At 29.2% G+C, this 25,085-nt stretch carries 21 protein-coding genes; 12 read left to right on the top strand and 9 right to left on the bottom strand.

What is annotated here, in order from left to right; genetic code table 11:
- Positions 1–71: 71 nt before the first annotated feature.
- Positions 72–2,144, bottom strand: coding sequence for an ATP-binding protein (locus ASG22_RS05315; RefSeq protein WP_055981681.1), 2,073 nt, complete (start codon positions 2,142–2,144; stop codon positions 72–74).
- Between the two features lie 283 nt (positions 2,145–2,427).
- Here ASG22_RS05315 and ASG22_RS05310 point away from each other — a divergent pair, with 283 nt between their 5' ends.
- From ASG22_RS05310 to ASG22_RS05280, 7 genes are all read left to right on the top strand, one after another.
- The gene (locus ASG22_RS05310; protein ID WP_055981679.1) at positions 2,428–3,177 is read left to right on the top strand and encodes a hypothetical protein; all 750 of its coding nucleotides are present in this window, start codon (positions 2,428–2,430) and stop codon (positions 3,175–3,177) included.
- A gap of 253 nt (positions 3,178–3,430) precedes the next feature.
- The gene (locus ASG22_RS05305; RefSeq protein WP_055981676.1) at positions 3,431–5,083 is read left to right on the top strand and encodes an ATP-dependent nuclease; all 1,653 of its coding nucleotides are present in this window, start codon (positions 3,431–3,433) and stop codon (positions 5,081–5,083) included.
- A complete protein-coding gene (locus ASG22_RS05300) occupies positions 5,064–6,236 on the top strand; it encodes a UvrD-helicase domain-containing protein (protein ID WP_055981673.1) in 1,173 nt (390 codons plus the stop codon). The genes ASG22_RS05305 and ASG22_RS05300 overlap by 20 nt, the downstream gene beginning before the upstream one ends.
- A 3-nt stretch (positions 6,237–6,239) precedes the next feature.
- A complete protein-coding gene (locus ASG22_RS05295; RefSeq protein WP_055981670.1) occupies positions 6,240–7,001 on the top strand; it encodes a RusA family crossover junction endodeoxyribonuclease in 762 nt (253 codons plus the stop codon).
- 19 nt (positions 7,002–7,020) lie between these two features.
- Positions 7,021–7,548 (top strand): hypothetical protein, encoded by a 528-nt coding sequence (locus tag ASG22_RS05290; protein WP_055981667.1) that lies wholly within the window; start codon positions 7,021–7,023, stop codon positions 7,546–7,548.
- Positions 7,549–7,575: 27 nt separating this feature from the next.
- Positions 7,576–8,625 (top strand): phospholipase D family protein, encoded by a 1,050-nt coding sequence (locus ASG22_RS05285; protein ID WP_055981663.1) that lies wholly within the window; start codon positions 7,576–7,578, stop codon positions 8,623–8,625.
- Between the two features lie 35 nt (positions 8,626–8,660).
- Positions 8,661–9,479: an endonuclease domain-containing protein gene (locus tag ASG22_RS05280; protein WP_055981660.1), complete on the top strand. Its 819-nt coding sequence runs from the start codon at positions 8,661–8,663 to the stop codon at positions 9,477–9,479.
- A gap of 28 nt (positions 9,480–9,507) precedes the next feature.
- On the opposite strand, the gene ASG22_RS05275 is transcribed toward ASG22_RS05280, so the two are convergent.
- The 8 genes from ASG22_RS05275 to ASG22_RS05240 form a co-directional block, all read right to left on the bottom strand.
- Entirely contained in the window at positions 9,508–13,110 is a 3,603-nt protein-coding gene (locus ASG22_RS05275) for a YecA family protein (protein WP_055981659.1), read from the bottom strand.
- Between the two features lie 203 nt (positions 13,111–13,313).
- Positions 13,314–14,615: a BT4734/BF3469 family protein gene (locus ASG22_RS05270; protein ID WP_055981656.1), complete on the bottom strand. Its 1,302-nt coding sequence runs from the start codon at positions 14,613–14,615 to the stop codon at positions 13,314–13,316.
- A 190-nt stretch (positions 14,616–14,805) separates the two neighbouring features.
- On the bottom strand, positions 14,806–15,660 hold the full coding sequence (locus tag ASG22_RS05265; RefSeq protein ID WP_055981653.1) for a ParB/RepB/Spo0J family partition protein: 855 nt from the start codon (positions 15,658–15,660) through the stop codon (positions 14,806–14,808).
- Positions 15,657–16,439 carry a DUF5131 family protein gene (locus tag ASG22_RS05260; protein ID WP_055981651.1) on the bottom strand — a complete coding sequence of 261 codons (783 nt, stop codon included), beginning with the start codon at positions 16,437–16,439 and terminating at the stop codon, positions 15,657–15,659. Before ASG22_RS05260 ends, ASG22_RS05265 begins: the two co-directional genes overlap by 4 nt.
- A gap of 127 nt (positions 16,440–16,566) precedes the next feature.
- Positions 16,567–16,842 (bottom strand): helix-turn-helix transcriptional regulator, encoded by a 276-nt coding sequence (locus ASG22_RS05255; RefSeq protein WP_055981647.1) that lies wholly within the window; start codon positions 16,840–16,842, stop codon positions 16,567–16,569.
- 116 nt (positions 16,843–16,958) lie between these two features.
- The gene (locus ASG22_RS05250; RefSeq protein ID WP_055981645.1) at positions 16,959–18,449 is read right to left on the bottom strand and encodes a hypothetical protein; all 1,491 of its coding nucleotides are present in this window, start codon (positions 18,447–18,449) and stop codon (positions 16,959–16,961) included.
- Positions 18,450–18,459: 10 nt separating this feature from the next.
- Positions 18,460–19,752 (bottom strand): phage integrase SAM-like domain-containing protein, encoded by a 1,293-nt coding sequence (locus ASG22_RS05245; RefSeq protein WP_055981642.1) that lies wholly within the window; start codon positions 19,750–19,752, stop codon positions 18,460–18,462.
- Positions 19,753–19,991: 239 nt separating this feature from the next.
- Complete coding sequence (locus tag ASG22_RS05240) at positions 19,992–20,471, bottom strand: thermonuclease family protein (RefSeq protein ID WP_055981640.1); 480 nt, start codon at positions 20,469–20,471, stop codon at positions 19,992–19,994.
- Positions 20,472–20,889: 418 nt separating this feature from the next.
- Between ASG22_RS05240 and ASG22_RS05235 the strand changes: the two genes are divergently transcribed.
- The 5 genes from ASG22_RS05235 to pyk are packed head-to-tail and all read left to right on the top strand — an operon-like array spanning position 20,890 to position 25,068.
- On the top strand, positions 20,890–21,129 hold the full coding sequence (locus ASG22_RS05235) for an acyl carrier protein (protein ID WP_002976354.1): 240 nt from the start codon (positions 20,890–20,892) through the stop codon (positions 21,127–21,129).
- A 34-nt stretch (positions 21,130–21,163) separates the two neighbouring features.
- The gene (gene fabF / locus ASG22_RS05230; protein WP_055981637.1) at positions 21,164–22,408 is read left to right on the top strand and encodes a beta-ketoacyl-ACP synthase II; all 1,245 of its coding nucleotides are present in this window, start codon (positions 21,164–21,166) and stop codon (positions 22,406–22,408) included.
- A gap of 9 nt (positions 22,409–22,417) precedes the next feature.
- Positions 22,418–23,179 carry a ribonuclease III gene (rnc, locus tag ASG22_RS05225; protein ID WP_055981635.1) on the top strand — a complete coding sequence of 254 codons (762 nt, stop codon included), beginning with the start codon at positions 22,418–22,420 and terminating at the stop codon, positions 23,177–23,179.
- Positions 23,157–23,630, top strand: coding sequence for an IPExxxVDY family protein (locus tag ASG22_RS05220; protein ID WP_055981632.1), 474 nt, complete (start codon positions 23,157–23,159; stop codon positions 23,628–23,630). The genes rnc and ASG22_RS05220 overlap by 23 nt, the downstream gene beginning before the upstream one ends.
- A complete protein-coding gene (gene pyk / locus ASG22_RS05215; RefSeq protein ID WP_055981629.1) occupies positions 23,623–25,068 on the top strand; it encodes a pyruvate kinase in 1,446 nt (481 codons plus the stop codon). The genes ASG22_RS05220 and pyk overlap by 8 nt, the downstream gene beginning before the upstream one ends.
- The last annotated feature ends 17 nt before the right edge of the window (positions 25,069–25,085 follow it).

Raw genomic sequence — 25,085 nt, 5'->3', positions numbered from 1 at the left:
ACAGGTGGTCATTTTGGACCGGAAAGTGGTGGTCACTTTGCTCCGAAATTAGTGGTCAATTTACTCCGAAATTAAGTGGTCAATTTGACCGTCTTTTCCATTATAGAGTACGGATAATAAGAAATAAGATTATTCAGAAACTTTTCATCTTCGACTATATCAAGACCTAAATTTATTCTATGCTGTAATACATAAAAAGGTTTAGATGTCAAAGATACTGAAGTCCCATTATTTAATCTGACTGACACATATAAGTTTTCAGGAATAGTAGATATAAAATTTGAGATATAGAATAAAAGATGATTTCTCCATTTAGAAATTTCATACTCGTAGTCTTTTTTTTCCTCATCATATGGCGGGGCTAACATACCTATACCCCATTTAAGAATATTTTCATTCCCAATTTTTTCAATTTCAGAATTAAGATAAACCTTTATTAACGTTCCTGTATGTAATATTTTTTCTGTATCGATTAGTTCCGCCTCTTTATAATAAAAATTACCACTTACTCCATTAATAACACATGAAATATATCCATCTGTTTCTGTCTTGGTAATAATCTCTATAGTGTGCCCAATCATAAAACAAGATAATATGCCTATACCGAATTGAGAGGTCGGAGTAAAATCACCTTTCCATTTAGCTTGTTCTTTATAAAAATCAGGAGAATTATAGTAGGAATTACCTACATTTAGTAAATATTTTTCTATTACTCCTTTGTTCATTCCTGTGCCATTATCCAAACAATAGATAAAATCTCCATCACCATTTTCCTCAACACCAAATTCAATCCTCCCTATCCTAGGTGATTCAAGTAAATTACTTTTAGCAATCATACATTTACATGCATCTAAAGAATTTTGATAAAGTTCTCTTAGACAAGCGTATTCATCTTTGTATAAACCAACTCCTTTCAACAATTCTAATATTTTCTTTTGATTTAATGAGAATCCAATCCCCCTTTTTGGTAGAAACTTAGATTCATCATTAACAATATTATCTCTATCAACTTTCTCCCCAAGATCATTTAAATATACAGTGTCCCATTTTCTTTGTAATCGGAAATAATTTTGAATTTCCACATCAATCCAATCTATGTAATTATGAAGTTTAAAATAATCATTCGGTCTATCACAATAAGCACTATAAGAAATCACTCCATTATCAATAGAATAATTAGCCCCACTTTGTTTCACCATCCATTCTTGAAAACTATAATCAGATTTAAATATTTTAGAAGATAATAGAGAAATTGGCGCTCTATCAAAACTATAATGTATTACATCTGCCAATCTCAGCATCATTGCAACCATCTGGAGATTGGTAGATTGAGAACCATAGTATTTTACGTTTTTATTAAACTTTTCTAGATAATCAATATTTTCGCCATGTGCCCTGCAAACCTCAGCTAAATCATGTGAAAGTTTTTTACCTAACGCAGAAGGTTGAATTTGGTTACTAAATTCACGTTCTAAGTTCTTAATGTATTGCTCTGCTCTTTTATGATGAGTTATTCTTATGAAATCAACTCTTATATAATCATTAATATCTTTAAATTTCTGCAGAGTATCAGCACTTCCTAACTCTTTTTTAAATCCATTTCTGAACTCTTGATATTCTATAAATAGTTCAGTTAAATATTTAATAAAATCTTCCTCATTTTTATGGATAAATATCCACTTTTCAGATCCATTAAAGCTGTTATATAAAGATTTTTTCTTGGATTCGATTAATGCTTTGCCATCCGAGAATTTATAAGGAGATTTGGCATCATTCTTAATTGTAAAATCATTATCAAAAAACTTTTCATTACCCTCTGTAAGTTTCATTGTATTAATTTCAAAATCTGAAGGAGCCATACCTGAATCATGCAGATAGGCAGATAGGTATAGTAAAAATAGTTCGTAACTTGATAAATCTTGAATTGTATCACCCAAAAGTTTCTCCATGTTTTCAATAACCTTTTCGCTATGATTTTGATCATGTATATCGAATTCAGGTAATACAGCAACAATCCTTGATAAATGAGATTTGGCTTTTTCAGCTAAATCGTGTGCTAGAGTATATAATTTTAAATCAATTTTAATATTATCTTCGGCTGGAATGTTCTCACTTCTTTTTTTTAGTTCGTCAATCAATTTCATGTAATTAGTTTAATGTTACAGTATAATATGTAAACATATTAATTTATATATTTGCAATCAAGAACATTTACGAAAAATAAAGCGTTAGCTATTTATTCTTGTTACTGAAAACTGGTAATTTAAAGATACACGAGATAAATAGACCTAATGCCCATGCTTTGGCGTGGGCTTGGTTTATTTGTGTATCAGGTATACCAGTACCTCAGTAACAGTAAGCCTAAGTCCCACGCTTTCTGTTTAAATTAACCGTCACTTTGGGACTGAGTGATACATTAAATCACTTATGAAAAAACTTATCTTTTCCGTATGTATTTTGCTTGGACATCTTTGCTTTTCTCAAATAGCAACCAAAAAGTTTAACTCATTCCAGAACCGATATGAATATTTTGATTCTAACGGGAATATGATTGGTTATGAAAAATACAACAGTTTCTCAAAACAATGGGAATATTATACAACAAATAATACTTCTCAATCTAGGCAACCGACACAATACAGAGATCCACAACAGTTAGACATTTCTGCATTAGGAAATGCTATGACGGCGAAACAAAATAATTATAATTACAATGTACAGCAATTACAAAACGCTGTTAATACTATCTCTGATCAAATCAAAAACTTAGATTTATCGTACGAACAGAGGAAACTTATTTATGATACGTTTCAACAAAATTGTGTTAATGAGATTAACCGTACTCGAATAAATTATTCTTCAGCAAATGAAACTAATCGCGTGATACAATGGCTGTATGATTCATTGAATACAATTATAAAAAATGTTACTTCTACTTATGTATCAAAAAATGAAACTTCAGAACCAACCAACCCTACGAAACAAGTAAAAACATACACTGGTGAGCAGGAGGTTTTTACTAATAGTCCCATATATGATAAACCTGAGAATGGCAAACAAACTGGATATTCAATCAATAATAAAGTAATTGTTATCGAAAAGTATAATGACAGCACTTATAAAGTCCAATCAGGCTATTTTGAGGGCTACATGTGGGTTGGTCATTTTAAGAACTAATGAGTATATTTTTTCAAATAATTAAGCCTTGACCAGTTGTTCAAGGCTTTTTTGTTAGGTTCATATACAAAATCTTTGAATAATGTGATCTATTTATGTAATAAAATATAGTAAAAATACGGATAGTCAAGTCACAAATTTTAATGATATTGTACTACGAATATAGATGATAATGATAAAAGTTATAAAAGTTTGTAAATTTGATTTCAACTAAACAATAACCAAAAAATTTAAATTAACAATTGAGAAAAAAATGCACATAAGAAAAGTATATATTGAAAATTTTAAAAGTTTCAAAGGGGAATTTCATATAATATTAAATAAAGGGATCAATATACTAGTTGGTAATAATGAGGCTGGTAAATCTACAATTATTGAAGCTATTCATCTTGCTCTAACAGGCTTATACAATGGTAAGTATTTAAAAAACGAATTATCCCAATATATTTTTAATAATGAAGTCGTAGAAGAATATATCAATAGCTTAGAAGAGGCAAACACTGCCCAAAGCTTACCAGAGGTAGTAATTGAAATTTTTATTGAAGGAGATAACGTTGCAGAATTTGAGGGAGATTATCATGGAGAAAAGCCAAATAAAGCCAGCGGTTTTTCACTAAAAATTTGCTTTGATAATAAATTTCAAAACGAATATGAAGAACTTATAAAGATTGGAGGAATTAAAACATTACCAATTGAATATTATAACATCCTATGGTCAACCTTTTCTCGTGACGAAGGAATAACAACTAGGTCTATTCCTATAAAATCTGCTCTTATAGACTCGGCCAGTAATAAGTTTCAAAATGGATCGGATATTTACATCTCAAGAATTATAAAAGAATTTTTGAGTTCAAATGAAGTTGTAGAAATTTCTCAAGCTCATAGGCAAATGAAGGAATTTTTCATGGGTACAGAAGCCATCAAAAAAATAAATGAGAAGATAAGAACGGTGTCTAAAATTTCAGATAAAAAAGTAGAACTATCCGTAGAACTATCATCTAAGAATGCATGGGAAAACAGTCTAGTTACCTATTTAGAGAACATTCTATTTCATTATATTGGAAAAGGTGAACAATGTTTAGTAAAAACAAAGCTTGCTTTAGGTCATAAAAAAGCAAAAGAAGCAAATATAATATTACTAGAAGAACCCGAGAATCATTTATCCTATTCAAAATTAAATCAGTTAATCAATGAGATAAAAAACGACAATGAAGATAAACAGATTTTAATTTCTACTCATAGTAGTTTTGTTGCAAATAAATTAGGGCTTGAGCACTTAATATTACTTAATAATAAAAAGACTTTAAGATTAAATGATCTTTCATCAGATACAAAACTTTTTTTCGAGAAATTATCTGGGTATGATACATTACGATTAATTCTTTGTAAAAAAGCCATATTAGTTGAGGGGGATTCAGATGAATTAGTCGTACAGAAAGCATTTATGGTAAATAATAATGGAAAACTTCCAATTGAATCTGCTGTAGATGTAATTTCAGTGGGAACTTCCTTTCTAAGATTTTTAGAGATTGCAGAAAAACTAGGAATTAAAGTTTCAGTAGTTACTGATAATGATGGTAACGTTAATGCATTAAATAAAAAGTATAAGGCGTATTTAGGTGATAAAGCTAAAGACGGGATTGAAATTTGTTTTGACAGTGTAATAGATAGTGGAAATTTGAAAATAGGAGATAAAAATTTTAATTATAATACTTTAGAACCCAAATTTTTAAAAGTCAATAATCTTAAAAAATTGAATAAGATTTTCGAAAAAGACTTTAAGACAGATGATGAAATGCATATTTATATGAAAAGTAATAAAACTGAATGTGCATTAAAAATATTTGAAACGCATGATGAATTAAATTATCCTCAATATATTTTAGATGCAATTACAACAAAATAATAAACTAATTATAGCTGCTGCAGGTTCTGGTAAAACAACCTTTCTAATAGATGAGGCGATTAAACAAAAAAAGGAAAAGGTTTTAATTACAACTTTCACACAAGCTAATGAGTCAGAAATAAAAAGAAAATTTGTGACAAAGAACAAATGCATTCCAGAAAATATAACTGTCCAAACTTGGTTCTCTTTTTTATTAAAACATGGTGTAAAACCTTACCAAGGGGCACTATTTGAAAAAAAAATTAATGGACTTATATTAGTAAATGGTAAATCTGGGTTGAAAGCATATTCAAGTCCTTGTGAAAAGTGTAAGAAGGAAAACATCGTAAAAGAAGAATGTACCAAATGTAAAAAGCCTATATATTTTTCAGAGGAAAAAAATTTTGAACAGCATTATTTTTCAAAATCAACTAAAATTTATTCTGATAAACTTTCAAAGTTTGTTATACGAAGCAATGAAAAGTCTAAAGGGGAATTAATAAATAGAATCTCTAAGATTTATTCTCATATATTCATCGACGAAGTTCAAGATTTGGCTGGTTACGATTTAGAATTGCTCAAACTACTTTTTAATAGTTCATCTCAAATATTAATGGTTGGTGATCCTAGGCAAGGCACTTATGTTACTAACATTTCTGCAAAAAATAAACAGTTTACAAAGTCGAGTATTGTTCATTTCTTCCAAGATCAAACAATGAAAATTAATACTGATAAAAAATCATTATTAATAAATTACAGATGTAATAAAGCAATTTGCGACCTATCAAATGATTTATTTCCAAAATTTCAAAGAACAGAGTCTGGAAATGAAATTATTACTGGACATGATGGTGTTTTTTTTATTAAGGAAAAAGATGTTGAAAACTATTTATTAAATTTCAATCCTATGCAATTAAGAGATAATAAAAGAAAACTTGTTAATGAAAATTTCAAAGTCATGAACTTCGGAGAATCTAAGGGATTATCTTTTGATAGAGTATTAATTTATCCTACCCAACCATTTTTAGCATGGCTTGTTGATAATAAATCAGAGTTAGCAGAAACAAGCAGATCTAAGCTTTATGTAGCTCTAACTAGAGCAAGATATAGTGTTGCTATCGTAAATAATATTGAAACTGAAGGAAATCAAATTAAACATTATAAATTAATATAAATTATGAATGTTAAAATTATAAATAAAAATTGTGATTTTGAATCTCCTTACTTAATTGAAGAATTTGCAGATAGTTCCATAGAGATCGATTCCAATTTTAAAAGAATCATTACCGCTCAGTCAAAAAAACAAACCCAAGACATACTTATACAAGATATACAAAATGAATTAAGAAATTTCAAATGGCTAATTTTAGGTAAAGTACAAGTTGAAATACATTGGTTTATTGATGCAGTAGAAAAACAAGAAACTGATAAAATTGGAGATTTAGATAATATTACCAAACCTCTTTTAGATTCGTTAACTGGGCATTCTGGGGTTTTAATTGATGACTCTCAAATTAATTCTTTCCATTCAACATGGACTTCAAAAAATGGAACTATCGAAGGAAACATAGTCAAGATTATAATAAATTTCAATAATGACTATTCAATAATGAAGGAAAACTTATGTTTTATTCAAACTGGATCAGCTGTATACATGCCTTTGAATATTGATTTAGATAATGAGCATCAATTGCAAATAATGAAATTCTTCATTGGAATCATGAAAGCTAAAAGAATTTTAAGTGATTCGTTTAAAAAAAATGCTAATGCTAATTTAGAAAGACTTTTAATTTATTCTGAATATGAATTTCACAGAACGAGACTTGTGGGATTTGATAAAAATCGAATTTTGACCAGTACAGCTTTTGAAGAAATTTGTAACAAAAAAAACATTGACATTTCTAGTATTTTAAACACATTAAAGAACATTAATTTATAAAATTTAATTCTAATAAGTTATGAATGAAAAAGCTAAACCAACTATAACTGAATTTTTTTTGGAAAAAGTTAACAATACTTATGATAAGAACGGTCAACATCTGATTTATAATTTTTTTTTAATTTTCTCTAGGTTTGAATGTGCATTAAAAGAATCTGGTTATCATAATAGGTCGGAAACTAAACTTCAGCCTGATTGGGATGGGTTTATAATATCAATAAGAGAAAATTTCAACCCCTTTACAAATCAAATATTGGAAGAAGCTGTAAATTATCTAAAAAATAATCCACCTAAAGTACAAATATTCTCAGATGGAAACCTTGAATGGAAACCTAGAGTTGGTGATATAAACCAACCACTTATTAATAAACTTTCTTTATCAATTAGAGATGTCAGAAATAATTTATTTCACGGTGGAAAATTTAACGGTAATTACAAAGAGGATGAATCTCGGAATTACATTTTATTAAAAAGCGTAATTGTTGTGTTACAGGAATGGTTAAGCCTAAATGATACTGTAAAGGAAAATTTCAAAAATGATATTTAAAATTTTGTAAACTTTATAAAATCCTGCATGATAATAAATAATTTAACTAGGGATAATCATTTAAAATATCTAAATGAAATTTTTAAATCAGCAAAAAAGATTTTTATAATTAGTCCATTTATCACAAAAAATATAAATCTTATTAATTTTGGTGATTTTTCTCATTTAGAAAAGATAACAATAATTACAACATTAAAACCTTACGATGTAGATCAGTATTCAAAAGTCTTATATTTTAAACAACTATATAATATTTTGAATCTTAAAAACATCGAGTTTGAAATTCAGATTGATAATTCGCTTCATGGAAAAGTTTTCATTGCTGAAAATAATAACAGTGTTAAAGCAATCATAACATCCGCAAATTTTACTGATAGTGGTCTAAGAATTAACAACGAGTGGGGAGTTTTAATTAATAATTTCATAGAAATTAATAAAATAAAAAATGGAATAATAGAAAATGTAAAGCATAAAAGTTTAAATGAACTCAATATTGATTCATTTCTTAAAAAGATAGAACAAACACCTATAACTCAAAATGTAAATGAATTATTAACATTGAACTTATCCTTATTACTTGAAAATAAAGATAATTACTTTGACCTGAATAATAAAACAACCTTTTGGCTGAAACCTATTGGTGTCACCGATGATTTAGTGCCATTAACTCAAAAGTTTGATTTAATAGATAGTGATTTGCATTTTTCCAAACGGCCTAGCGGTATAAAAATGGGAGATATTATAGTCTCTTATGCTGTTGGGCATTTAAAAATTCTTTCCATATCTAAAGTAAATTCTGAAATAAAAAATGTAAATAAGGAAAGTCGATGGCCCTTTTATATTGTTGGCAAAAATCTTACTCCAAATTACGGGAGGGAATGGATGAAAAATAACATAACAATATCAAATCAAAAAAGTTTATTTCTATCTCAAACATCATTCAATATTACACCAAGTGGTAAGAACACGTATGGAAGTCTAATGCAAGGGGCTGACAAGTTAAAAATCACACAGGAATTTGGAAAATATATATTAGATAAAGTCTTCAAAATAGATTATGAATTACAAAAAATCTAGACAATATCCCGATTATAAAAAGACATTTCTAAGCTATGCTACCAAAAGATGAACTTTCCCTGTTAAGAAAAAGTTTGGAATCGAAGGAGAGCTTCCTGCCTTTGCTCCAATTCTTTGTTAAAAAGTCTACTGAGGAGATAACAGAAAAAGAAAAAAATCCTGAAAATCAACTTAATTATTCAAATTTTTACTCTATTTATACAGAAAATTATTCGAAATTACATGCTGACTTGATTTTTGAAAACTGTCAATCACCAATAGAAAGAATTTTCATTAGTTCACTACTTCTTTTATTCATAAAAAATAGAATTCTTGGGTTTTCTATAACTCCACGTCTACCTGATATAGAAGACAGTATGAGAAATTACCGTAAAAACCATAAGGCAATTTTAAAACTCATTAATAATTATAAAAATACTACAGGGGATTCTAATTTAACAAATTTTAAAACATTCTTCAAAGAAACGTATATTAATGTGGGAAAATATACTGAAGTCGATTATTATGAGGTGTGGGAACATTATTATATCGTTAAGAATTTTACTTTTAACTCCTATCACATTACACTACAACCCGAATTTCCAAATTTCAAAATCGACAATAAAAGTATTAGACCTGATATACTAGTTTGGTGCCCAGGAAATAAAAAAATAAAGCTTATTGTAGAATGTGATGGCTTTCAATTTCATAGTTCAAAGCAGTCTTTTGAAAACGATAGAAGAAGAGATCGCCTTTTAAAATCAAACGGTTATGATGTAATAAGATATTCTGGAAGTGAAATTTTTAGAGATCCAGTAGGTGTGAGTGAAGATTTATATAATTTTTTGAAAAAATATAATGAACGTAAGTTTTAATTAATTACAAGGCTTTATATTTTAAGAACTAGAAGGTGACTACTTTTCTTTTTAATTCATTTAATGAAAATATTTCAACATTTTTAATATTCCCAATCATATTTAAAGGAAGCTTATATGAGGACACTAGAATTGATTTAACTTTAAAATCAGTAAAATCATATTTGAATTCAATAGACATTTTTTTAAGATTATTTTCTAACCATATCCTCCTGTTATTATGTAATGGCAGTTTATCTTCTACATAATTTTTGATATTAGTTGTGAATTCATATATTATTTTTGCTTGTTTAGTATTTTTACATTCAATGGAGTAAATAATTTTTTTATTCTTATCAAAAGCTAAAATATCAATATCCCCATAGTTCTTATCAGCTATTTTATGATTTATATTAAATTCATACGGAATTATTTCTAAATTGTTATATTCATTTTTCAACCATTCATAAACCTCTTTTCTAAACTGTGTACCCTTAATCTTATTTCTTTCTGCTTGAAGTTTAGCAAGTCCTTTTAGTTTTTTATCATATTTAATAGTTCCATCCATAAATTTCGCCAAATAGTTTTCACTTGAACTAGATAAATGCCTTGCACTAATTATATAACATTCATCAACAAAGACAATTGGTCTTATCAAATAAGATAAAGATCTATTATATCTCCAAGGCTGAATATCTGAATATTGATAATTTTGTGGAGGTTTACTGATCTCACCTCTCGACGTTAAAACAAAATTATTTATGAACCCATGAATTTCCTTTTCCGTCAATTCACATTCCTGCTTTAAAAAGAGATGAAAATCAGAAGTCTTAAATACATATACGGATACTTTATTTTCTAAAATAAATCTAGATAGTTTATCATATGTTGCAATGATTTTAAATAGGGCTATTCCAAGGTCTTCATCATATATCTTATTTATTTTATTATAATAAGCACTTTGGTCACTATGATCTTCATATATATCAGTAAAATAGTTTATAGAATCTATATGTTCATCCTTTTTCATTTCTAAATTATACTGATTTACTTTATTATGAAAACTATAATTAATACCAAGTCTCTTTGATGGTAATATAGACATATCAGGATCATTAAATTCAAATTTAATTGAATCTAGCATATTTCCAAAAAAAGAAATCTCATCTAGCAATGATGTAAGAAAATCTATGTCGTTATCATTTGGCATTTTAGTCCCAAGATGTTTTTCGGCCAATATAAACTCAATTAATCCGCGAGTAGCATGTCTTGTCCTAACATTTCTATTATCTTTTTCTAAAAAATCATTAAAGGCATCAATATGATCTTTAAAACATTCATAATATGTAACCATCCTTATTTTGCTAAATGAATGTTGATGTAGTAGAGATTCGTTCCGTAACATTACAAATTGTATTAAATCGATTGTATTATAATTGACCAAGATATCTGATACTTTGTCTATTAATGTTTTGATAATAAAATTACAAATCTCAATCTTTTTGTCTCTAGTATCAAATGTTGTTGAAATATTTATATTACCCCAACTAATTAAATTTTGCAAAATTATTGATGTGTCAGCCTCCTCCAAATATCTTGGCTGAGGAATAAATCTATTATCATATCTTATGTTATCATAATTATCATAAGCAATTATCATTTTAGCCATACTTAATGGCATAAATTCTGAAAAAATTGTATCGATATTATCTTGAGAGAGAGAAATATCATCATAATTTAAAAGATCAGATATACCTATTAAAACAGTTTGCAACAATACTTTTTCTCCAGAATTATCATTTTTTTTAAATAAATTATACATGGCAAATGGAATATCAATTGATATTTTTTTTACTTCATAATCTATTATATAATCTAAGCTCGATTTTGAAAAGTCTTTTATGTGATTAAAATCAAAACCATCCAAATTATGGAATGCAACATCAAATCTCAGTTCTACATTTATTGGATATTTATAATTATCAATATAATTTTTCAATTCTGGATAAAATTTATTTAACCAATAAAGAATAGAATCTGCAAAGTTTTTAGTTAGAGAATCATATCTTAAAGTGCTAGTAATCCATATAGGAAAATTATATCTTTCTAAAACAATTTCAAGCCATCCATTAATAAAATTTTCAGATAAATAAATTGGTGCGTAAGTTTCGGTTCTTGTAACTGATCGAAAAACTAAATCTCCGTTTAACTCATAAAACAAAACCACATGTTTATCAGTTTTCTGTATAGCATTTATAGCCTGAGCACCTTGAAGTTTAAAATCAAAATGTATAAGCTCTGGGGTCGCTTTATCATTAGGTAAAAATGAATAATTATTTTTTTGATACCAATAATATTTAACAAGAATATTATATAAATTAGGAATTAGAATACTTTCTTTATTTCTTATATCATCTGCAACTAAATATTTCCATATTGATAATCTATTTAGATCCCATAGTACAATTAGAATATTTAACTCCATTAAAGTTAGCATGAATGAGTATTTAATACCATTTATTTTTTTTTGCTCAATATAACCAAAACCTTTTTTATCAAAAATTCCCACTAGTGTAATGTAAATAAACTCATCACTCTTATTTTGACTTTCTACAAAATCAATAATAGTTTTTGTATTAAAGGTAGAGTCAGATACTCTATATTCCACAATTGCGAATTTATTAGTATCAAATTGAAATATATCAAAATGTTCAAAATGATCATTAAGAGTCCAAGACATTTTAAGAAATGTTTTAATTGACATATATCTAAAATGATCATAGAAAGTTGCCTCAAATTTTTTCAACTCATTATATTTCTTTAACTTACTAACTACAAATTGGTTTAGCACATGCATTTCGGCAGATGGTAAATACAAATAGTACATTCCATTATAATTAATAAATGGTCTCTTTAGTAAATCTAAATCAAGTATATCATCAGTTGAGTTAAGAACTTTTATATCTAATAAAAATTCATTGATTATATTTTTATCTATTTCATTATCAATGCAGATTTTATCAATACTCTCTGGTTTAAAAACGAATAAATCTTTATAGTTCTCTAAGTTTTCGTTAGAAGGGAATTCTAATACTTCATTGTAATTCTCAATAAATTCGTTTCTTTTTATGTTAAGTTTAAGTGCTATTTCATGATGAATATGCAAAAGAAATTTTATACCATCAAAAATTTCTTTTTTACATTCAGATGATATTTTATCATTGTCAGAAATTATGCTATCAATTATATATTGATTTATCTCACGCGTATTATCTGTAATCCCAGTAAACACCAAATTATTTCCATTGAAAAACATTATGTTTTCAACAAAGCAACATTCATTAGGATCTTCATGTTCAAGCGGTGGAAAATTTTTCTTTACAACATTTCTGAGAATTTCATAATTAATAGCATCATGATTCGTATTTAAATTCTGTAAAATAACTTTTTGTATATTCTGAAGTCTTAATATTTTCGAACTATTCTCTGGTAAAACCTGTAATAAAGCAAAAATTTTCAGCAATTCTGTTGAATTATTATTATTTATATATGTCGATAAGTTAAATTTAGTATCATTATTCCCTTTTATACCACAGCAGAATTTTATCTTTTTCCCACTTCCACAATTACATGGATCATAAATGTTTTTCATAAATTATATTTATAAAAATATATAACTTTTCTTCTAATAATTAAAATTAATATCATATGAAATTATCTTTTGTGCTCAAATTACCAACCTTTTTGAGTCATATTCGAAGCATATCAAATCTAATTGAATAATATAACTATTAATTTTTAAGATTTCCTGTAAATCATATTTCATTAAATCATCTAAATCTTTCAATAATGGATTCATTTGACAAATTTTTTAAATAATATTTTTTGAGTTATTGCAATCTGAATTTGCCCATAGTCTAAATCCTGTAAAATCTCTTTTTTCAATTTAGTATAATATTTTTGAACAGTCTTTGGATCTTTAATAGCTACTTTTGCCAATTTTTTTATGGTCATTTTTCCATGTAAATCAAGATCCCAGTTTTTCATTACTTCCAAAAGCTCTGATTGAGTTTTATTTGTTCTATCTTGATGAACTTTTTTAATATTCAGTCTTCTTTTTTCAGTTGGTGTAAAGTTTTTGGACTTGTCATAAATAAATCTTCTTTCAGCATTTAGGAAAGGTTCAACCTCATTTAAGTTTTTATAAATCTTATTAACCGTTGTCTCAATTTCACGATTTTCAAGGGGCGGACTCATTTTGCCGTAATTAATTGCATACAGATATTTTAGTATCAAATCTTTGTCCGCTGTTTTATTCAAGGCAATTAACTGATATGCTATGCTTTTTAGGATATTTTCTCTTTCTCCTTCAACTATTTTTCTGAATGGAACATATATTAATGAATATTTAAGCTTATTCTCCCTACCAAAATCATACAAACCGTTTTCATCAAAAATAATATCATAGTGTTGCAGTAACTCATCTAAATTGTTAAATCTTAATTTATACCCAATATAATCATACCCTATTGTATTAGTTTTTAAAATAGTATTATATTGGGTACTTTTTTCTGTATCTATTGTCAAATTATCCTGCACAAGTTCTACAGACTGCGTAGGCATCATTTCCGCAACAGGAAAAACCTCTACATTATCATTATGGTAAGCATTCGGGTCGTATGATAATACAGTAAGCCTATCAATTGATACTGCATATTTATCAAAAGGTATATCCAGTAGCTTTGCAATCTCCTGAGTGACAATCTTAAAGTTATCAGGTGTTAAACCATCCACTTTTACTACTAAAGTTAATCCTGTATCGGATAAGCTTCTCCAATAAGCACATACATAAGCTATATTAATATCAAAATTCTGCTCAGTCATATTATCAACATCAATATACAGATAGCCTGTTGATTCCACTACGTTTTTTCCTGTAATATAGCTATCCGAAAAGTTAAAATTTATGGTAATTGCAGGAAGTTTATGGATTTTTATTGTCTTATACTCCTCAGAACCTCGCTCTAAAGTTCGGGCATATTCAACCTTTCTAAGATGTTCGGGTGGTGGATTACGGATAAATTCTACTACTTCTTGAATATTTTCGAATGAACCTGTAATAGCACGATTAGTACAATAATCTATTTTATTTATCATAATGTTATAAAAAAAGGCATAGCGAGAGCTGTACATAGCTTTTTTGCCATGTCTTTAGAGTATTTATTTGGTAAAGTTTTAGTTGATTTTTGAGGAACTTACAAGGCTTTTACGGTATGCGCATGCAGAGTTGTGCGATGTCGTAGTAAAAAGATTTTGTTTTCCCAGCCTTGTACCCGTGTGTATAAGGTTATTGTTCCATGATAAATACAGCATACTTGCCATTTAGTTTTTGAGATAATTTATTTTTATCTTTTGTCATAATAAAATATTCAACTTCATCATCTCTTAAAAGATGCAAACCGTTATGAATATCATTCACATATTTTGGTTCTTGTGTTTTAAATTTATCAGTATGTTTTTGCTTTGATTCGCATTCTAACATGTCATAAATTTCTGAAATAATATTTATTTCATTTACTCCTACTTTCAATTTTTCCTGAACCTGATTATATGCAGTAGTTATACTTAAATTTCCATTCATCATTTGCCTGATAATACCATAGAAGCCACTATTTATTACACTTCTATATCTAGCTGTGGTAGTTCTACCAATACCCGCCAATTTGGAAATTTCCAAAATAGTATCAATTTTATCTTTCACATTATCACCTCTACCAGCTTTAGAAAGATTTTCTTTTGCTTTTTTTACAATAGTTTCTTCATGTAAACAGGCAAATTTTAATTTTTCCACAGGCGTAAGATTTCTTCTCTGACATTGATTTTTAACCATCCAAAACTGAATATCTGAAAGAGTTTCAAAATCTTCTTTGATTTCTTTTGTTGGAAAATTCGATATTTTAAGTTCTATACAGGCTTTTAACCGTGAATGACCGTCAAGAACAAGTTTGATTCCGTCCCCTAGGGTGTAATACAAAATAGGATTATGAACACCGTTTTGCTTAATGTCGTGCTTTAATTGATTGTATGTTGCTGAGTCAGCTATTGAAAGGTGAGCTTGTAATTCCCAAATAGTAGTAAGGTTTCCGTGTTGATAGATAACGTAATATTCGTTGTTGAATAATTGTATTGTTTTTGGTGTCATAAAGTTGTGTTTTTTAAAGATTCAGTAGGATTATTAAGATAAAGTTTGCCATCGAGCATACAGCCTCCTTTGGCACGGTAAGGGTGATGTTTATTGATAGTTGGATCATTCGGATCAGGATTAAACTTCACCTTTCCCCACTGTTTAAAGAAAAAAGACACATTGTGATCTTCACAATTTTTCTTGATTTTAAGTGCCCATTCTTTTTTCATAGGTCTTATGTTACCCGATCCACTTTCACCACCTACAATTACCCAGTCAATTCCTGTCAAGTCAAGATCTGGTAATTCTTCGATCAAAGGTTCTATTGAAAGAAACTTATTTTTTGCTCCGCATTCTCTCAATCGGTCTATTTTTCGTACACTTACAACACTCCCTACAGAGACACCCATCCAAATATTATCTGTCCAAGTTAGCTGATCGGATAATTTCAAAAGATTATCATCCCTCTTGGTCAATACCTGATAGGTATGTTTTAGGTTTCTATTCATGGTTTGAAATATCTTTTTCAGAAATTCAGGGGTACAGTCTTTATGAAATAGATCTGACATACTATTTACAAATACCATAGCAGGTTTCTTCCAACGATCAGGTTCTTGCAATGTATCGGGATGCTCTACGAAAACATCAAATCCTTGTTTATATTTTTCCTGTCCCATAGCTTCTAATCTTTTGGACATAGTTTTTGCATAACAGTTATCACATTCTTTCGAGAAAATAGTGCATCCTGTTGTTGGATTCCATGTTTTGGAAGTCCATTCTATTGTTGATTTACTCATAATTTTACTTTTGAAATGACAAAGAGATACCCACACAGCAATCAAACTGCGTCTTGATTAAACTTTAAAAAGTGTGGTAAATAGTTAAGAAATGTTCGGGTAGTCTAGAATTTCCCGATGTGTGTTTTTAAGAAGCTTGTTTCAGTTTTGAAAATACTTCATCTTTTGAGTAATACACTCTTTTGCCGATTTTAGTATTTTTCAATGTACCGTCATTATTCCAGTGAAACAAAGTTGTTAGGCTTACCCCTAAAAGTTTTGTCGTTTCTTCACGAGTATAAAACTCTTTTTCCGTTGATTGAGCAGGTATAACTTTTTCTAATTCCTCTCTCACTAATTTTTGAATAAATTGACCAAAAGAATCTAAATCTATTTGTATCAATTGAATTGCTGAATTTGTCATAATATTTTTTGTTTGTTATTATGATGCAAGTATAGGGAGAGGGGAAATAGGGAAAATTTAGGGAAAATATTTTTCATTTAGCTAAACATAACTAAATGATTATCAGATAGAAAAATTTAATATTTTTTCAACATTGGAATAGGTTTTAATTTTTCCCTATCAATTCTTAATGAATATTCAATTTCTGAAAGAAAAGCATCCGTGGATTTAGCTGAGAAAGGAAAGTGTTTACCATTTGAATTGTCAATTTCAATGAAATTCCTATGGTATTGTTGCTTAACTTCTCTCCTATTATCCGTATTGAATTTAGTAATTTTTTCAAAGGAAGCAATTGTATCAAATTTCTTTCCTTCAATATCTTGGAAATAATCAAAAACGTAAAAGAAATAGCAAAACCTAAAGAAATAAATATCATTTTTAAATTCTATTTCCTTAATACCAATGCTACTATATTTATTTTCAGACAATGCGTTTAAAATAATTTTAATTTTGTCAGTATCAAAATTTTTAGATTTAAGATATTCGGTAAAATCAGATTTTTCAACCATTAACTCTTCCAAATTATTCTCAAGAACTTTATCTTCCTGTGAATGAATTATGTCTCCATACCTCAGAAAATTCAGGTATTTTAATTTCATTCCGTAAAGAGAATGTTCAGCATTTAATTCTAAATATTGGTGGGGATTAATCCCTGTGAGATTTGTATTTTGTAGTAATTCAGAAGCACTTAATATGCTAAGGTAATTTTTAAGAGAAGCTTGTAAAGAAATAGTTGAAGATTTATTATTCTTTGTAAAAAAACCATCAAGTTGTGGAACTTCAAATGAATACTGAAAAAGTAATTTTTCATTTTCATCAATTTGATAATCTAAGTATTCTTTGCTTTTAAAATTTTTGCTATTAAAATATTTATTAATAACTATTGATTCTGATACTCCATTGGTTTCTCTAATAAAACGATTAAGAAAATTTGACGCTCTTTTATTCAAAGAAAATATGAGCGATGCATAGTAACTTATGTAAACATCTGGAGATACAGTTCGCAACATAAAATAGTTTTCAAAATGCTCCTTAATAGATGCTAAATTAATTTCAAATTGATTAATTGAAAAAGTTTCAAATTGGTTCTTTTTCTGTTTGTATAATTCGTTAGATGTAATGATAGAATTAACCGCATTTAAAATATTATTAATTTCTTCATCATTATAATTTTCTTCAATTGATGATTGAATATCATAAAAATCAATATATTCGTCATTAACAATTATCGTACTTATATCTATAAAACGGTTGAGATAGTCAAAATAATCCACATTACAATCTGCTGAATTTTCAGTCTTTTGTGGAGATAGTTCTTTTGGGTAATATGATAACAAGTCATTGACTGTTTCTGAAAGTATCATATTTTCAATACCGAACTGAAAAAAAGGTGATAAAGAATCTAACTTTGCTTTTATGTTTTCAATATTAACATTTTCAGATTTTTGTATTTCAAATTTTTGTAAAAAAAACTCATGTATGCCATGATTTGAAACAGGGGCTTCAACAGCTATTAAATAAACAATGAAATCTAATGCCATTCCTCTTTTCGATTCTATACTAATCATACAATAATTATTAATACCCTAAACTGTTAAATATTTTTGCAGTTGACTTTGCCTTTTCTACTTCTGTTTTATTGATATATGCTAAAAGCTGTTTTTCTGTTGTGTGCCCTGTAAAATTAAGCAAATAAGTAGTAGGAATTTTCTCATAAAAGTTAGAAGCAAAACTTTTTCTTCCTATATGAGATGTAACAAGTTTATGTTTAGGAAAATTGCCAAAAACTTTGCGTGTAATACTCTTCCCATCTTTTTCTATCGTCTCAGTTCTACCATTGTATACAATCTCATCTATTTCAGCAATCTCACATACATTCTTAATATAAAGATTTAGTTTTACATCCGATATTTTTCGTGGAAACTCTCCATTTCGTTTTGCTAAAATATCCTGAACCTTTTTTAATAAAGGAATTTGCATTTTGGCATTAGTCTTTTGTTGGGTAAATTCAATGTATTTTTGTCCGTCACTATCCTCAATAATCATTGAGGAATTAAATCTCATATAATCACTCACACGTTGACCCGTATAACAAGAGATAAGTAACCAATCTCTTGCATTATCTAAATAATCATGTGGCATTTCTTTCTGTTCAATTTTATCTAATTCTTCAAATGTTAAATAAATAGATTTGGGAATATGCTTTGTTGCTTTCTCAACTTCAAATTTCCATAATTCCGCATGCTTATGAACGTCAATATCAAAAGAACCTGCAACTTTACAAATCATTTTTAAGAATTTAAGGTTGCGATATGTAGTTGAAATCTTGTAGCTCTCCTTATTACAATAATCTTCAAAATCAATTCTAAAAGAATTATCTAAATCTTTAAACTTTAAACCTCTAAATGTTTTCTTTCTGATTTTTCTATCAGCTACATATCTTATCATTAATTGCTTAACAACATTAGCCTTCTTAATAGTCGATTCCGTAACACTATCTTTTTTTAAAGATATATAAGTATCAATAAAAGTAATCACGTCATCCGAATAGTTATTATCTTCAGCTTTTAAAGTTGTAGGTTCTATAATTGATTTCAGCCATCCTTTTAAATCGATTTCTGGATTATCCTCCGTATAACTTGAAATAATATTAGCTTCTAATTGTGAAAGACGGGTGTTTATAGTTTCAGCATCATCTTTATGCATTTTTTTAGACGGCATTTTACACCTTCCCTCTTTCCATTCTTTTGGTTTACAGCTCAAATACGGAACAGGAAGACGTATATCAATATCCTTATCTCTAAACTTTGCCCAAATTGTACTTTCTTTATCTGCTACTTTCCCTCTAATAAAAAAACTTACTGATGCCATAATTGAAATGATTAAAATTTAAAGTTGTACCCAAAGTTGTACCCAAAAAATTCAAATATAGTTTAATTTCAATAAATTCAAATTAATTAAATAACCCTAAGAAGCCCTTGTACAAAGCATTTATAAATTAACCAAGATTTTAACAGATTTAAAAACTTAGTCCCTCCAACTCCACATTAAACAGAAAACCACTGAAAGATTTCAGTGGTTTTCTGTTTAATAATCAATCTACTTAAATATCATAAAACTTTCTTTTTCTTCTTACTCGCCCTAAACTCCCAAGGCGAAACAGCTTTTTGATCAGACCACAAACCAAGCCTCTTTTCTTTCGCTTTATCCTGCATCTTTTGCAGTTCGCTATTCTTTGATGCTTTATAATACCACCATCCAAAACCAGCTTTTATGATTTCAGCAGAGAGATATTTATTATTCTTATAAAAGATTTTAGCAATTGTACGTCTGTATCTGTCTTTTCCGGTTCTGTAAAATATGACTTCTTTTTCAAAAACTTTCGAACTGGTAAATTGTTTTGCATTTTTACCGAAAGATTGACCTTTTTCAGGACAGTCAACCTCAGCCAACCTTAACGTTTCTTGAGTATTGTCTTCCAAAAGAACAACAACAGTATCCCCGTCTTTTACTTTAATAACTTTTCCCTTTATCTGAGAGAAATTTGATATATAAATAAAAAGGAATAGCAGTAAGATGTATTTTTTCATTAAAATTTATGGCAATAATTTAGAATCCACAGAATATCGAGTTTAAACTTTTCAAAACATTAGAATTAGCGAGTGCAAATGTAATTATTCGGATTATATATTTTGTTCTGAAACAGTCATTTTTCAAAATTATACCATCTAAAAAGTAATTTATTGAAAGGAATCAAAGTATTAAAGCAATCGTATTTTCAATTTAAATCAGTCTTAAATACTATATTGAGAATAGATTAAAAATTTATTTTAATTAAACTAAAACCAATACATGAAATGTTAAAATATAACTCTCTGAAAACTAAAACACTAAACATACATATCACAAAATACGTATCTACGAGCCACAAAAAAGACTAAAAAAATGTTTTATCGTAAAGAATTTTATATATTTGCACCATCTAACAATTAAAAAAAATAATTTACTATGTCAGACATTGCATCAAGAGTAAAAGCTATCATCGCTGATAAGCTTGACGTTGAAGAAACAGAAGTAACTCCAGAGGCTAGCTTCACTAACGATTTAGGAGCTGATTCTTTAGATACAGTTGAACTTATTATGGAATTTGAAAAAGAATTCAACATTCAAATCCCTGATGATCAGGCTGAAAAAATTACTACTGTAGGACACGCTATCGCTTATATCGAAGAAGTAGTAAATAAATAATATTCTTCAACAAAAAAGAAATTAAACAAAGTTTATGGAATTAAAAAGAGTAGTTGTAACCGGGTTTGGAGCAATAACGCCTATTGGAAATAATGCAAAAGAATACTGGGAAAATCTTTTAAAAGGTGAGAGCGGTGCCGCTCCAATTACTCTTTTTGATGCCACAAACTTTAAAACAAAATTCGCTTGCGAAGTTAAAAATTTCAATCCATTAGACCATTTCGATAAGAAAGAAGCTAAAAAAATGGATAGAAATACTCAGCTTGGCTTAGTTGCTGCCAGAGAAGCGGTGGCACATTCAAGAATTATTGAAGACAATGTAGATAAAAACAGAGTCGGAGTAATCTGGGGGTCTGGTATCGGAGGCTTAGAGACTTTCGAGACCGAAGTATTGGGATGGGCAAATACCGAAATTCCAAGATTTAATCCTTTCTTTATTCCTAAAATGATTGCGGATATTACACCGGGGCATATTTCTATTGAATATGGTTTCCATGGTCCGAATTATACAACTGTATCTGCATGTGCATCTTCAGCAAATGCTTTAATTGATTCCAAAATGCTTATCCAATTGGGTAAAGCAGACGTAATTGTTTGCGGAGGCTCTGAAGCAGCCGTTACAGCAAGTGGTGTCGGCGGATTCAATGCAATGATGGCACTTTCTACAAGAAATGATGATCCTACAACAGCTTCAAGACCTTTTGACAAAGACAGAGATGGATTTGTATTGGGTGAAGGTGCGGGGTCAATTATCCTTGAAGAATATGAGCACGCTGTAAAACGTGGTGCAACGATCTATGCAGAATTAAAAGGAGGTGGTCTTAGTGCAGATGCACATCACATGACTGCTCCACATCCTGAAGGATTAGGCGCTTACTTAGTAATGAAAAATTGTCTTGAAGATGCAGGATTAACTGCTGATGAAGTAGACCACATCAATATGCATGGTACCTCTACTCCATTAGGAGATATTGCAGAATCAAATGCAATTTCAAAATTATTAGGAGAGCATGCTTTCGACATTCAGATTAATTCTACAAAATCAATGACGGGTCACCTTTTGGGTGCTGCAGGAGTTATTGAGGCTATTGCTGCGTTGGGAACGATTATTCATGGTATTGTTCCTCCTACCATTAACCATTTTACTGATGATGAAAATATCGACAGTAGGCTGAACTTTACGTTCAACGAAGCTGCGAAGAAAGATGTAAAAGTAGCCATGAGTAATACTTTTGGGTTTGGTGGGCATAACGCTTGTGTTCTATTTACGAAAATCTAAATTCAATGAATGGAGTTACAGAAATACTTTTCTAAATTCCTTCTCAAAAAAAGAAAAAGACAATTAACGGAGAGAGATTATTTTCTCACTACAGAGCTCACAAAAATATTGGGATCTGAAGTACAGAATATTGCACTCTACCGCGAAGCCTTTTCTCTTAAAAGTTCTTCTAAAAATCAAGACAGTAATTACGAAAGACTTGAATTTTTGGGAGATTCTGTTTTGGGTACAATTATTTCTTGTCACCTGTTCCAGACTTATCCTAAAGCAAATGAAGGATATCTGACGCAGATGAAATCTAAGATTGTTAATAGGAAAAATCTTAATAAATTAGGAGAAGATTTAAGACTTACAGATCTTTTACAAAAACAAGGCTCCGTAGCATTGGGCGAAAATATCTCCGGAAATTTATTCGAAGCTTTAATTGGTGCTGTTTATCTGGATTTCCACTATGATACTTGTAAGAGAATCATTTTGGAGAGACTTCTTACGCCATCTGAAATCAATAAGCTTGAGAATAAAATCGTGAGCTATAAAGGTCTTTTGCTGGAATGGAGTCAGAAAAAAAAGCTTAATATAAAATATGAAACCTGTGAAGAAATTCAGGTGAATAAATCAGTTGTTTTTCGCTGTCATGTATGGTTTGGTGAAGAAAAGATTGCCAATGCAGCTGAACCTTCCAAGAAAAAAGCGGAAGAGAAAGCAGCACAGCGAGCATTTTATATTTTAAACAAAAAAGAAAATATACTTGGAAATCCAAAAACTTTATGATCTTGATGATACAGAATTTGAAGATATTGCCATAGGATTGGTAAGATTAGCAAAGAATATACCCGATCATGAGTTTTTCTACAAAATAAATCAAATAAACGATCTGACATTTAGAAGAATTGATGATTTCATTCTTCAAGGCGCTTATTATGATTATCATTTTTCAAGATTTGAAGCTTACCATAAGTTTACAAAAACCTGTTTTACTTTCATTTCAAACAGATGTTCTGAAAGTAAGCAAAAAAAAATACAGACTGAACTCTTCTCAGAAGAAGAAAACATTAAATTTTTATTAAATAATCAGGTAGATGTAGAATATATTCTGCATAGTTCGGAACAGTTTCCTGATTTTTCCGTAATTTTGCTACCTGAAAATCTTGTGTTTCCAATTCAAGATTATACATTAGGTTCTGAAGAGGAACTTTATCAAATTATCCAGTATTATGAATAAGTATTTAAAGAAGACAAAAATTATCGCAACACTTGGGCCGGCGTCATCGTCGAAAGAAGTAATGTTAGGATTAATGAGAGCAGGTGTTGATGTTTTTAGAATCAATTTTTCGCACGCAGATTACGACCTTGTTCGTTCAAATATCGAAATCATCAGAGAACTTAATAAAGAATATGGCTTTTCTGTTGGTATTTTAGGAGATTTACAAGGTCCGAAACTACGAGTAGGTGTTGTAAAAGAAGGTTCTTATCTTAATCCTGGTGACATCCTTACTTTTACCAATGAAAAAATTGAGGGAGATTCTACGAAAGTTTTTATGACTTATCAACAGTTTCCACAAGATGTAAAAGTGGGTGAAAGAATTCTAATTGACGACGGTAAATTGGTATTGGAAGTTACTGAAACCAACGAAAAAGATACCGTAAGAGCAAAAACAATACAAGGAGGACCATTAAGCTCTAAAAAAGGAGTAAACCTTCCTAATACAAACGTTTCTCTCCCTGCTTTAACGGAAAAAGATATTCAGGATGCTAACTTCATGCTTGATCAGGAGGTTGACTGGATTGCACTTTCATTCGTACGTCACGCTCAGGATATTATTGATTTGAAAGAATTAATAGCAAAACATCCTAACGGGAAAATGAAAACTCCGATTATTGCAAAGATTGAAAAGCCGGAAGGGGTTAAAAATATTGAAGAAATCCTGGTAGAGTGCGACGGATTAATGGTTGCACGTGGAGATTTAGGTGTAGAAGTTCCGATGGAAGAAGTTCCTGCCATCCAAAAAACATTGGTAGAAAAAGCAAGATTCTTTTCTAAGCCTGTAATTATCGCTACACAGATGATGGAAACGATGATTAACAGCTTAACGCCAACAAGAGCTGAAGTAAACGACGTTGCAAACTCTGTATTAGACGGAGCCGATGCCGTGATGCTTTCAGGGGAAACTTCTGTAGGAAGATATCCTGTTCAGGTGGTTGAGAATATGTCAAAGATTGTTAAGAACATTGAAATGACTAATTTTTATCAGCACAAAAATGAACCTATTGAAAAAGACTTTAACTGTATTGATGAGAGATTCATTACTAACAGAGTTTGTCTTGCAGCAGTAAGAATTGCAAAAACTACGAATGTTTCTGCTATTGTAACATTAACGAGTTCAGGATATACTGCGTTCCAATTGGCAGCTCACAGACCTAATTCTCATATTATCGTTTATAGTGGAAATAAAAGAGTTATCAACATGTTGAACCTACTTTGGGGAGTTCATGCTTATTATTATGACATGAAAAAATCTACCGATGAGACAATTATTCAGGTAAATATGTTAACACATAATTATGGATTTATTGAGGCTGGAGATTTTGTAATCAATATCAATGCGACTCCATCTTACGAAGGCGGAAAAACAAATACGTTGAGATTAACTACGGTTTAAGTAAATAAGCTGATAAT

This window comes from Chryseobacterium sp. Leaf405 (genome assembly GCF_001425355.1).
In the GTDB taxonomy this organism is placed as follows: Bacteria; Bacteroidota; Bacteroidia; order Flavobacteriales; family Weeksellaceae; genus Chryseobacterium.
The sequence above is the reverse complement of the archived record's forward strand: the minus strand, read 5'-3'. Positions and strand labels throughout refer to the sequence as shown.